The sequence below is a fragment of the Pseudomonas fluorescens group sp. genome (assembly GCF_020093335.1).
GTDB classification, from domain to species: Bacteria; Pseudomonadota; Gammaproteobacteria; order Pseudomonadales; family Pseudomonadaceae; genus Aquipseudomonas; species Aquipseudomonas petroselini.
In genome coordinates this window covers 56013-67978 of sequence record NZ_JAIOKW010000003.1, presented here as the reverse complement: position 1 = coordinate 67978, position 11966 = coordinate 56013, and the positions used below count along the sequence as shown (strand labels likewise).

Genomic DNA, 11966 nt, shown 5'->3' with positions numbered 1-11966 from the left:
TAAGCATTCTCTTACATGACGTGCTGCTATTCGTCCTCTATCGCCAGATTGGATCCACCGATAATCTACTTCACATGGACGTCGCGCAGGAAGCGCAAAGCAACAACACGGACACGTAGGATTCTGCCAGGATGGCGGAGTGAAATGGATGTCAGGGAAACAGTCTGCAAAGCCCCGCTTCGGCGGGGTTTTCTTTTGCCCGCGAAAAAGTCAGGCGATGACCTGCGGGGCATTCATCACGTCTTCCAGCAACGTGCGCAGCAACGCCACCGTCGCCTGCTGGCGCTGCACATCGCGGCACACCAAGCCCACTTTCAGCGGCACCCTGGGTTCACTCAAGGGTTTCCACAGCAGCGACTGGCTATTGTGTTCATCCTGGGAACGTCCCGGCAGCACCGTCGCCAGTTTTGTGTGAGGCAAGCTGTCGAGAATCCCCACCATGGTATTCAGTTCCGCCTGCACTTGCGGGCGGCGTCCGAGGTTGGCCAGTTGGCCCTGCCAGATCTGCCGGACCTGAAACTCTTCGCCCAGCAGCAACATCGGCAACTCGGCTGCCTGCTTCAGCGAGACTTTCTTGAATTCGCGCAAGGGATGGTCCTCGGGGATCACCACCTTCAACTCATCTTCATACAACAACACGCCGTGCAGCCCTGGCTGGCGTGGCGGCAGGTAGCTGATGCCGATGTCCAGCGAGCCATTCAGTAAGCGCCGCTCAATCTCAAGTCCGGTCAATTCGTAGATCTGCACCACCAGGTGCGGCTGGGCCTTGCGCACGCGCTCGAGCATCTGCGGCACCAGGCTGGTGTGCACGGTTTGCAGCACGCCGATGGCCAGCGTGCGCATCGCCTGACCCTTGAAGTTGCGCAACGCTTCCACCGCCTGTTGCAGGCCATCGATCAGCGGCAGGGCGTGGTTGTACAGCGTATGCGCCGCCAAAGTCGGGAGCAGGCGCTTGCTGCTGCGCTCGAATAGGCTGACATCCAAGTTCTGTTCCAGCTGGCGAATCTGTTGCGACAGCGCCGGCTGGGAGATCGACAGGCGCTCCGCGGCACGGCCTACGTGGCCTTCCTCATACACCGCGACGAAATAACGCAGTTGCTTGAAATCCATAAGGCTTACTTATCGAAAAAGCTGGAAAAACGAAATGGCTGTTGGCCCCTGAGGCGCCTAGTCTAGCGCCTATTCGCAGGGCTTACAGGGCCGGATCGGGCAATGAACAGCGTTTATGTTGATAGCGTTTACATAGGCAAGGCAAACAATCTTCAACCAGGTTACACCGCGCGTACCGACCAAGGTCCGGTTGCCAGCAGGGGTGAGGTGTGAACCTGTTCAATATGCGCCGCGCGGCGCCGAGCCTGGACGACCTGATCCTCGATACGCCAGGCGACAGCGCTTCCAGCGAAGCGCTGATGCCCACGGTGGCGCGGCCGGCTCAAGTATTTGTGCGTGGCCAGGGTTCCTGGCTGTGGGACAGCGACGACCGCGCGTACCTGGACTTCAGCCAGGGCGGCGCCGCCAACAGCCTCGGCCACAGCCCGCAGGTATTGATCAAGGCGTTGGCCGACCAGGCGCAGGCGCTGATCAATCCGGGCCACAGCTTGCATAACCGCACACAACTCAACCTCGTCGAGCGCCTTTGCCATCGCACCGGCAGCGACCAGGCGTACCTGCTCAACAGCGGTGCGGAAGCCTGCGAAGCCGCGATCAAACTGGCGCGCAAATGGGGCCAGCTGCATCGCGGCGGCGCTTACCGCATCATCAGCGCGAGCAGTGGTTGCCATGGTCGCAGTTTCGCGGCGATGTCGGCGTCGGCTGGGGCCATTGAAAACCGATTTGAGCCGCAATTGCCGGGCTTCAGCCACGTGCCGTTCAACGATCTGTCGGCGCTGCATGCCGCCGTGGATGCACAGACCGTCGCGATCATGCTCGAACCGATCCAGGGCGAAGCCGGCGTAATCCCCGCAACGGAGCACTACCTCAAGGGCGTCGAGCGGCTGTGCCGTGAACTGGGGATCCTGCTGATCCTCGACGAAGTGCAAACCGGCATAGGCCGCTGCGGCACCTTGCTCGCCGAACAGCAATACGGCGTACGTGCCGACATCATCACCCTCGGCAAAGGCCTGGGCGGCGGCGTGCCCCTCGCAGCGTTGCTGGCGCGTGGCACAGCCTGTTGTTTCGACGTGGGCGAACTGGAAGGCACGCATCATGGCAATGCGCTGATGGCGTCGGCCGGGGTTGCCATACTCGATACGGTGCTGGAGTACGGCTTTCTGGAGCAGGTGGGTGAGTCCGGGCTTTACCTCGGTGAAGGCCTGGCCCGCCTGGCCTACCGCTATGACCACGGTCAATTGCGTGGCAACGGCCTGATGTGGGGCCTGACGCTGTCGGATGATTCTGCGGACGCTGTCGTAAAGGCTGCACTGCACGAAGGCCTGATCCTAAACGCCCCGCAACCGAACTGCCTGCGCTTCACCCCGGCCCTGACAGTCAGCAAAAGCAACATCGACGAAATGCTCCTGCGCCTGGCCCGCGCCTTCTCCCGCGTGCGCACCGCACAGCTGCAATGCCGCAAGGGCATCGCCGTTTAATCCCCTATTCCTGAACCGTCTCGCGGCCTACGCGGCGCCTCCGGCCTGATTCTTTTGGCCGGGGGCGTTTTTTTGTCTGTGTAACAACGATGGATGGCCCAACGCCAGATCCCACTGAACCCTCACGAACCGCCAAGGTCGATTAGCTACACGGCTCACACGAGCCGATTTTTTGGAGCTGACCCATGGACATCATTCGTATCATCATCGCCATTCTGCTGCCGCCACTGGGTGTGTTCCTGCAAGTGGGTTTCGCCGGCGCGTTCTGGCTGAATATTCTGCTGACCCTGTGCGGTTACTTCCCGGGCATCATTCACGCGGTCTACATCATCGCCAAGCGCTGAGGCCCTCAGCCTTTTGCGATGAGTCGTGAATTGCGCTCATTGCGAAAGGCCAACTGTTCGATGGTCTGGGTAGCATGTTCAGCTTCTTCCCGTGCTTGAAGGATGATGCCGTGCTGCTCGGACTTGCTGCACACCGGGTCGGCATTGCTCGCATCCCCCGTGAGCATGAAGGCCTGGCAACGGCAGCCGCCGAAGTCCTTTTCCTTCTCGTCGCAGGAACGGCACGGCTCGGGCATCCAGTCGTAGCCGCGAAAGCGGTTGAAGCCAAATGAGTCGTACCAGATGTGCTGCATGCTGTGGTCGCGCACGTTGGGAAATTGCACCGGCATCTGTCGGGCACCGTGGCAGGGCAGGGCGGTGCCGTCTGGCGTGACTGTCAGAAAAATACTGCCCCAGCCGTTCATGCAGGCTTTCGGGCGCTCCTCGTAGTAATCCGGGGTAACGAAGATCAGCTTGCATGGGTGGCCTTCGGCTTCCAGCTTGGCGCGGTATTCGTTGGTGATGCGTTCGGCGCGCACCAACTGTTCCCGTGTCGGCAACAAGCCCACACGATTGAGCTGCGCCCAGCCGTAGAACTGGCAAGTGGCGAGTTCTACGAAGTCTGCCTCAAGTGCAATACACAGCTCGATGATGCGGTCGATCTTGTCGATATTGTGCCGATGGGTGACAAAGTTCAGCACCATCGGGTAGCCGTGCGCCTTCACCGCGCGAGCCATTTCCAGCTTTTGCGCGAAGGCCTTTTTCGAGCCGGCCAGCAGGTTGTTCACCTGTTCGTCGCTGGCCTGGAAACTGATCTGGATATGGTCGAGACCCGCCTTCTTGAAGTCGCTGATCTTCTGCTCGGTCAAGCCGATGCCGGAAGTGATCAGGTTGGTGTAGAACCCCAGCTTGCGTGCCTCTGCGATCAGCTCGGCAAGGTCCTGGCGCACCAAGGGTTCACCGCCGGAAAACCCCAATTGCGCAGCACCCATTTCGCGGGCTTCGCGAAACACTTTGATCCACTGCTCGGTACTCAGCTCCTTGCCCTGCTCGGCAAAATCCAGCGGGTTGGAGCAGTACGGGCACTGCAACGGGCAACGGTAAGTCAGCTCGGCCAATAGCCACAGTGGCAACCCGATGGCTGGCTTTTCAGGCAAGGGTGATCCAGTGCTCAGCACGGGCGACCTCCATGAATTGCTCGATGTCTTCGCCGAGCTCCGGCACGCCGGGGAATTGTTTATCCAGCTCGGCAATGATTGCCGCCACGTCACGCTCGCCGTCGATCAAGCCGCCGATCAGCGCGGCGCTGTCATTGAGCTTGATCATGCCCTCAGGGTAGAGCAACACATGGCCTTTTTGCGCCGGTTCGTACTGGTAGCGATAGCCCTGGCGCCAGGTCGGTATTCTGCTGCGATCAAAGCTCATAGGGGGATCCCTTTATGCCACACCCGCTGCTCGGTCACGCTGTGATACGGCGGGCGTTTGAGTTCGTAGGCCATGCTCATGGCATCCAGCATGCTCCACAGGATGTCCAGTTTGAACTGGAGAATTTCCAGCATGCGCGCCTGGCCTTCGCGGGTGGTGTAGTGCTGCAGGGTGATGGTCAGCCCGTGCTCCACATCGCGCCGGGCTTGGCCGAGGCGAGTGCGGAAGTATTCGTAGCCGGCCGGGTCGATCCAGGGGTAATGCTGCGGCCAGCTGTCGAGGCGCGACTGGTGGATCTGCGGCGCGAACAACTCGGTCAGCGAGCTGCTGGCAGCTTCTTGCCAACTGGCGCGGCGGGCGAAGTTGACGTAGGCATCCACGGCAAACCGCACACCGGGCAACACCAGCTCCTGGGAGCGCAGTTGGTCCGGGTCGAGGCCGACCGCCTGGCCCAGGCGTAGCCAGGCTTCGATACCGCCGTCCTCACCGGGAGCGCCATCGTGGTCGAGCAGGCGCTGGATCCACTCACGACGGATCTCACGGTCCGGGCAGTTGGCCAGGATCGCCGCGTCTTTCAGCGGGATGTTCACCTGATAGTAAAAACGGTTGGCGACCCAGCCCTGGATTTGCTCGCGGGTCGCGCGGCCTTCGTACATCGCCACATGGTACGGGTGATGGATATGGTAGAAGGCGCCCTTGGCCCGCAGGGCTGCTTCGAATTCGACGGGTGTCATCGGCGTGTCAGTCATCTCGTCAGCTCCTACAGTTCAATGCTCATGCCGTCGTAAGCCACTTCGACATTGCGCCGCACCAGTTCCGCTCGCTCGGGGGAGTCTTCATCGAGGATCGGGTTGGTGTTGTTGATGTGGATAAGTACCTTGCGCTGTTCAGGCAACTGCTCCAACACGTCGAGCATGCCGCCAGGGCCGTTTTGTGCCAGGTGGCCCATTTCGCGGCCGGTACGAGTGCCGACGCCACGGCGCTGCATTTCGTCGTCATCCCACATCGTGCCGTCCACCAGCAGGCAGTCGCTGCCGGCCATGATCTCCAGCAACGGCGCGTCGACCTTGCCCAGGCCCGGGGCGTAGAACAGTTTGCCGCCGGTGCGCAGGTCTTCGACGATCAGGCCGATGTTATCGCCTGGGTGCGGGTCGAAGCGGTGTGGCGAGTAAGGCGGCGCGGCGCTGCGCAGTGGCAGTGGGGTGAAGCGCAGGTTGGGGCACGCCGGGATGGTGAAGCTGGCGTCCAGCTCGATACGGTTCCAGGCCAGGCCGCCGTTCCAGTGGGTGAGCATGGTGAACAGCGGGAAGCCGGTGCTCAGGTCTTCATGGACCATGTCGGTGCACCACACCTGGTGTGGGCAACCTTCGCGCAGGCTCAGCAGGCCGGTGGTGTGGTCGATCTGGCTGTCCATCAGGATGATCGCGCTGATGCCGGTATCACGCAGGGCGCGACCGGGTTGCATCGGTGCAAAACCTTGCAGTTGCGCGCGGATATCCGGCGAAGCGTTGCACAGCACCCAGTTCACGCCATCGTCGGAGATCGCGATCGACGACTGGGTACGCGCCTGGGCCCGCAGGCTGCCATCACGAAAACCTGCGCAGTTCACGCAGTTGCAGTTCCACTGCGGGAAACCACCGCCGGCGGCGGAACCTAGAATCTGGACAAACATGGCAGCTCCATCAAGCTCAAAACAAAAACGCCCCGGGCGAACCGAGGCGTTGTATTACCCAGCGGATTAACGGCTGGCGAAGTACATGGTGACTTCGAAACCGATGCGCAGATCAGTGTAAGCAGGTTTGGACCAGGTCATATTCTTACTCCTACGAAGGGATGGGACGTTCACTACCAAGCAATACATATAGTCCACCTCCAGTCGGAGATGTTCAGCTTTGTGCGTAGGAATGTTACTCAATTCTTTTCAAGTTAGCGCTGTCTTGGCGGAAAAAGCTTTTTGCAGGGGCGGCAATGATCAGTCAGCCGCTTGCCAGTCATCACTGATGCGCGGGCCATTGGCCACGCAGTGCCAGCCGCCGGCAGCGTCGTTCAATTGCTGGGCGGCGCGCTGCAGTGCTTCTCGGGTAGAGGTTTGGATGTGGGTCTGAAGGTGTTCCAGGTAGCCCGGTGGATGGCCCGCCAGATGCGCATGCCACAGCAGTTCGGCGGCTTGGGCGTTGGGCAGTGTCTGCGCTGAGAACTGCTGCGCCAGGACCAGGCTGCCCAGATCTTCGTTGCTGTTGATCAGCGCCGGCAGTTGTTTCAGGAAGGTGTTCAGGTGATCAGCAATGCCTTCCAGGGAGACGCTGGGGGATTGCACGCCGAATAGCAGGCCGGTGTGGCCGTTTATCTGTCGGATGCCGCTGAATACGGCGTAGCCGATTTGCAGCTCTACGCGCAGGCGCTGATAAAACGGCCCCTGGAGCAGATGGCTGAGCAGTCGCCATGCGGCTTCGTCCTCCAGCGACGCGCTCGGTGTCGCGCAAAACAGCAGCAGGGCGGCTTCGGTTGAGTCGGTTTCCACCGCGTGCCAGATACGTTGGCCGCTGAGGGAGGGGAGTACGGGGTTGAGGTTCGCCGGTTGCCCTGGCAAACGGGTCACCGCTGTTTTGATCGCGGCTTCATTCGCGGCGGAGAAGCCCAGCCCCAGGCCCTGCCACGATGTCGAATCGGAGGTGTTCACGCTGCAGCAAGCGGGCAGCGCCTTTAACAAGGCTCGGATGGCAATCATGGGCGGCGAGACGGTTGGGGCAGCCTGCGGTTCGCCCAGGCGTTGCGCCAACACCTCCAGCACGGCTGGGATGGGCTCCTGCAGCCCGACCATCTTCACCAGCCCGTCATTGCCCAGGCTTTCGAACGACAAGTCGACGCCCGCCTGCCGGGCATTTTCACGCAACGACTGTACTGTGCTTTCCAAGCCAGACGGGGCAGACTGCCATTGCAGATACAGGGCGCCTTCATCATTGTCACCCGTCAGTGCCTGGCTGAAGACCAGCGCCGATACATCACGACGTCCTCGGGAGCGATCCTGGGCAAAGGTGCGCAACCCTCGGTGGGCGCTGGTCTGGCCGCGAATCAGGCCGGCGCGTTCTTCCTTGACCGGTGGACGCAGGAACGGATTGTTCGGCGGCAGTTGCCACGTGTGCGCGGCGGGTGGCAGGTGCAGTGACTCGAGCATGATCCTGAGGGCAATGACAGCTTGTTCCGAGAGTGCCTCGCTGTCGTGTCGCGCCAGTGCCAGGGCGCCTTGGGTCTGTTGTTGGCGAGCGGCCAGCAAGGCGAACTCTTCCCGCAAGGCTGTCCAGTCGCTGTGTGCGAAAAAGCTCAACCAGTCGTGCAGCAACGCCTCGATTTGAGTCGCCGATTCAACAGGACTACTGAGCGTAACGTCGATATCCAACACGGCTTGCCCGGCGAAGTGATACAGCACCGACGCCTGCAGTGCGCTGGCCAGCTCTTGAGTTTTCAGTTGCGCCAGCAACCCGCCGGGTGCCGAGGCATTGAGCCAGGTGCAGAGGAATTCCAGTGCTTCACGCGGAGCGTTACAGGTGATGACGTGGTGTAGGTGATCATTGGCGATGTGCTGATAGCGCTGCGCTTGCCCCTGCATCAATGCCGGTGGCGCGGAGTGTGGGCGAAGAGGTCCTGAGGTCAGTTGCTCGCTGAACTGCTGTGCCAAGCCTTCCAGCGCTTCCAGCGGCTGTGGACCTGCCAGGCTCAAGGTCATCTGGCCGCTCTGATAGAACTGCGTGTGGAATTCCCGCAATGCCTGCTGAAACGCCTCACGTTCCACCGGCAAGCTGTCGCGGTTGCCCGCATGAAAACCCCGCAGCGGGTGGTCAGCCGCCAGCCCCTCCAGTAACGCGACCTGCTGCTGCGCCTTGGCATCCTGGGACCAGGCGACAAACTCGGCGTGCAGCACTTCGCGCTCGCACAGTTGATCCTCCAGCGTCAGGCGCGGGTGGGTCAGCATGTCCACCAACCGCTCCAGCCCACCGGAAAACGTCGCGACCGGCAGTTCAAAGAAGAACTCCGTGGTGCGCTCGCGGGTGCTGGCATTGACCTGGCCGCCATGCCGTTGCACGTAGGCCATCAACCCTTCGCTCGTGGGAAAACGCTCGGTACCGAGGAACAGCAGGTGTTCGAGGAAATGTGCCAGCCCCGGCCACGCCAGCGGCACGTCATGGCTGCCGGCCGCCACCCGCAGAACGGCGGCACAACGCTTCAAGCGCGGCGCATGTTGCAAGGCTACCCGCAAGCCGTTGGCCAGGGTCAGGTGAAGGTGATGAGGGTGGGCCGGCGCAGGCATGGGCACTTCCGAAACGTAGAATGTGCCCATGTTAACAAACCGCTCACAAACCGGCTGGATCAGGGCTTGTGCAGTGCACCGTATAACTCGGGGCGACGATCTTGCAGGTAGTGATTGGCAGCACGGGCGTCGAGGATCGACTGGCGATCCAGCTCACCGACGATCAGCGCTTCATCCAGGCCCGCCTGGGCGATGCGCAGGCCATTCGGCGCGGCGATGCTGCTTTGCCCGCAGTACTGGATCTCGCCTTCGTGCCCACAGTAGTTGGCGTAGGCCACATAACATTGGTTTTCAAAGGCCCGTGCCCGCACCGTGACATCGGCGACAAAGTCGAACGGCACCATATTGGCGGTGGGCACCAGGATCAGTTCGGCGCCTGCGAGGGCCAGGCGTCGGGTGTTTTCCGGGAACTCCAGGTCATAGCAGATCAGGAAGCCAAGCTTCCAACCGTTGAGCTCCACCAGCGGGAAATCATCGTCGCCGGCGCTGAACATCGAATGGTCCAGGTCACCAAACAGGTGAGTCTTACGGTAGTTGCACAGGCGCTGGCCGTGGGCGTCAATCAGCTGCACGGCGTTGTAGATCTGGCCGTCCTCGGCGCGCTCCGGGTAACCGTACAGAATCGCCAGCCCGGCGCTTTTGGCCAGTTCGCCAATCGCCTGCGCCGACGGTCCGTCCTGTGCCTCGGCCAAGGCGCCAACGGCCTCGGCGCCGATGTTGTAGCCGCTCAGAAACATCTCCGGCAGCACCAGCACGTCGGCGTCGGACGCCTCGTGGGCCAACTGGTGCAGGCGCTTGAGGTTGCCGGCCACATCCAGCGGCAACGGTGGGCATTGGTACAGGGCGACGCGCATGCTCAACTCCTTAATCGGCCAGGGCGATTGGCCCGATTTCATCGAATACATCACCCGGCCCTGGGTTCTCGGGGTGGGTGCTGCCGCCGAAGTGAGTCATGATGCCCCACACCGCGTTCAGCGAGGTTTGCACCGCGCCTTCCACCCAGGCTGGGGTCCAGGACACATCATCACCGGCGATAAAGATCCCACGTTGTTCGGCGGGCATGTCCTTCTGCATGAAGTGCGCATACATCCGCTGGTTGTAGCGATAGTGGCCGGGCAACGCGCCTTTGAAAGCCCCGAGGAAGTGCGGGTCGGCTTCCCAGGACACGGTGATCGGGTCACCGATGATGCGCGCCTTGATATCGACCTTCGGGTAGATCTTGTTCAGGGCGTCGAGGGCCAGCTTCACGCGTTTGTCGATGGGCTGCGGGAGCATTTTCAGCGCGTCACTCATCCACGAGTACGACAGACAGATCACGCCAGGCTTGTCGTCGCCATTGTCGAACAGGTAAGTGCCACGGGTGAGGCGATCGGTCAGGGTCATGCTCATCAGGTCGCGGCCGGTTTCCGGGTCTTTGTCCTTCCAGAACGGGCGATCGACCATCACAAAGGTTTTTGATGACTGCATGTAACGCGTGCGGTCCAGGGCCATCCACATCTTTTGTGAGAACAAGGTTTCGTCGCACTCGATCTGGGTGGTCAGCAGCCAGCTCTGGCAGGTGGTGAGCACGGCGGCATATTCGCGGGTGTCGCCGTAGTTGTCGGTCACCGCGAAACGGCCGTCGGCCGCGTGGGCAATGCGCTTGACCCCGGCGCGCGGTGCGCCACGGTGCAGCGAACTGAGGCTGGTGCCGGCCGGCCAGTGGGCGCACTGCTCCGGTACATGGCGCCAGATGCCCATCGGCACTTGGGCAACGCCGCCGACCACCAAGTGCTGGTGGTCGTCGCAGTTGGTCATGACCACGCGGAAGATTTCCAGCATTGAGTTGGGGAAATCCGAGTCCCAGCCGCCCGTGCCGAACCCGACCTGGCCAAACACTTCACGGTGATGGAAGGACAATTTGGCAAATGCCTCGGAGGTGGCGACGAAGTCGTAGAAGGTGCGGTCGTCCCACAACGGCACCAACGTGTTCCACAGTTCTTTGAGGCGCGGTACGTCACGGTCGCGGATGGCTTGCTGGATATCGCCGAACTGCGAGCCGGCTTCCAGGGCGTCCGCCCAGGCGTCAGCCACTTCCTGGAACAGGACCGGCAAATCGGAGAGTTTCTGTGCGTAGTGAGTCTGGCCTTCGAGGTCGATCACGGTGCTGCCGGACGCCGGGGTCAGCGGGTTGGGGAAGGGTTTGGTCTCCAGGCCGAGCTTGTCCACATAGTGGTAGAAGGCGGTGGACGACACCGGGAAGCGCATGCCACCCAACTCGGCGATGATGCCTTCGGCGCCCTCAAAAGCCTGGGAGCGCAAACGACCGCCCATTTTCGAGGCTTCGTACACCACCGGCTTGAGGCCCAGTTTCATCAACTCATAAGCAGCTACCAGGCCTGCAATCCCGGCGCCGACGATTGCCACTTCGGCGCCATGATTGGCGACGGGGATGCTGCCCAGGCCTGCAGGGTGTTCAATCCAGTCATCGAAGGCAAACGGAAAGTCCGGACCAAAGATGGTGATGGGTTTCTTGCCGTCGGCGGGGTGGCGATTGGTCTTGCTGAGGGTGCTGGACGGAATGCTCATGGCTGACCTTACTGGCGACATCGGCGGATGTGACCCGCTGAGTATAGGAAAAGATGGCAGCCAGTTTAGGGCGTGTAGCGTTCGTTAATAAGACGCAAAGTGTCGTCGAATTGATCTGTTTTTAGTCAGAATGACGAGCGTGGTGATCAGATTGGTTGTCCGCGATCCAATTTGTTACTGAGGATGATTGAGGTGGTGGTTTTCTCCACCCCGTCGACGCTGCCGATCTGGTCCAGCAATTGGTCCAGCTGTTCAGGCGAATCAGTGCGCAGCCACGCGACGTAATCGAACTCGCCACTCACCGCGCATAACTGTTGCACCTGGGCCATAGCACTCAGCCTGCGCAGCACGTCCTTGCCCGAGCGCGCCTGCACGGTGATGCCGACGTAAGCCTGCAAGCCACCGTCGACCACACGTTGCCCGAGGCGCACGCCATAACCGGTGATCACCTGGGTTTTCTCCAGGCGAGCCAGGCGCGACGTCACGGTAGTGCGCGCGATGCCCAACTGCCGGGCGAGCATGGCCACGCTTTCGCGGGCGTTGAGCTGCAGGGCGGCTATGAGTTGGCGATCGATTTCATCTAGGGCGGGCAAGGTGGGCTCCAGAGTGTAGGCGGTGACGGGAAGCATATTACAGGCTTCCAGACACACAAAAGCCGCGCAATGCGCGGCTTTCAAGATGGTGGGCCCAGTAGGACTCGAACCTACGACCAAGGGATTATGAGTCCCCTGCTCTAACCAACTGAGCTATAGGCCC

12 protein-coding genes and 1 tRNA gene are annotated in these 11966 nt (G+C 61.3%); 2 read left to right on the top strand and 11 right to left on the bottom strand.

The window, feature by feature from the left end; all coding sequences use genetic code 11:
• Positions 1–210: 210 nt before the first annotated feature.
• Complete coding sequence (locus K7431_RS04920) at positions 211–1110, bottom strand: LysR family transcriptional regulator (RefSeq protein ID WP_015886199.1); 900 nt, start codon at positions 1108–1110, stop codon at positions 211–213.
• A 209-nt stretch (positions 1111–1319) separates the two neighbouring features.
• Between K7431_RS04920 and K7431_RS04915 the strand changes: the two genes are divergently transcribed.
• Positions 1320–2588, top strand: coding sequence for an aspartate aminotransferase family protein (locus K7431_RS04915; RefSeq protein WP_015886198.1), 1269 nt, complete (start codon positions 1320–1322; stop codon positions 2586–2588).
• Between the two features lie 185 nt (positions 2589–2773).
• Positions 2774–2932, top strand: a complete 159-nt coding sequence (locus K7431_RS04910) for a YqaE/Pmp3 family membrane protein (protein WP_010207008.1) — start codon at positions 2774–2776, stop codon at positions 2930–2932.
• 5 nt (positions 2933–2937) lie between these two features.
• Here the strand turns inward: K7431_RS04910 and pqqE are convergent, their stop codons facing one another.
• From pqqE to K7431_RS04860, 10 genes are all read right to left on the bottom strand, one after another.
• The gene (gene pqqE / locus K7431_RS04905) at positions 2938–4068 is read right to left on the bottom strand and encodes a pyrroloquinoline quinone biosynthesis protein PqqE (RefSeq protein WP_015886197.1); all 1131 of its coding nucleotides are present in this window, start codon (positions 4066–4068) and stop codon (positions 2938–2940) included.
• A complete protein-coding gene (gene pqqD / locus K7431_RS04900) occupies positions 4061–4336 on the bottom strand; it encodes a pyrroloquinoline quinone biosynthesis peptide chaperone PqqD (RefSeq protein WP_015886196.1) in 276 nt (91 codons plus the stop codon). Before pqqD ends, pqqE begins: the two co-directional genes overlap by 8 nt.
• Entirely contained in the window at positions 4333–5085 is a 753-nt protein-coding gene (gene pqqC / locus K7431_RS04895) for a pyrroloquinoline-quinone synthase PqqC (RefSeq protein WP_015886195.1), read from the bottom strand. Before pqqC ends, pqqD begins: the two co-directional genes overlap by 4 nt.
• Before the next feature lie 11 nt (positions 5086–5096).
• Entirely contained in the window at positions 5097–6008 is a 912-nt protein-coding gene (gene pqqB, locus K7431_RS04890; protein ID WP_015886194.1) for a pyrroloquinoline quinone biosynthesis protein PqqB, read from the bottom strand.
• A 66-nt stretch (positions 6009–6074) separates the two neighbouring features.
• On the bottom strand, positions 6075–6149 hold the full coding sequence (gene pqqA, locus K7431_RS04885) for a pyrroloquinoline quinone precursor peptide PqqA (RefSeq protein ID WP_003194766.1): 75 nt from the start codon (positions 6147–6149) through the stop codon (positions 6075–6077).
• A 159-nt stretch (positions 6150–6308) separates the two neighbouring features.
• The gene (gene pqqF / locus K7431_RS04880; RefSeq protein ID WP_043205987.1) at positions 6309–8642 is read right to left on the bottom strand and encodes a pyrroloquinoline quinone biosynthesis protein PqqF; all 2334 of its coding nucleotides are present in this window, start codon (positions 8640–8642) and stop codon (positions 6309–6311) included.
• A 59-nt stretch (positions 8643–8701) separates the two neighbouring features.
• Positions 8702–9496 carry a carbon-nitrogen hydrolase family protein gene (locus tag K7431_RS04875; RefSeq protein ID WP_015886192.1) on the bottom strand — a complete coding sequence of 265 codons (795 nt, stop codon included), beginning with the start codon at positions 9494–9496 and terminating at the stop codon, positions 8702–8704.
• 10 nt (positions 9497–9506) lie between these two features.
• Positions 9507–11210 (bottom strand): flavin monoamine oxidase family protein, encoded by a 1704-nt coding sequence (locus tag K7431_RS04870; RefSeq protein ID WP_015886191.1) that lies wholly within the window; start codon positions 11208–11210, stop codon positions 9507–9509.
• A gap of 146 nt (positions 11211–11356) precedes the next feature.
• Positions 11357–11839, bottom strand: coding sequence for an Lrp/AsnC family transcriptional regulator (locus K7431_RS04865; protein WP_015886190.1), 483 nt, complete (start codon positions 11837–11839; stop codon positions 11357–11359).
• A gap of 50 nt (positions 11840–11889) precedes the next feature.
• Positions 11890–11966 (bottom strand) — tRNA-Ile (locus K7431_RS04860).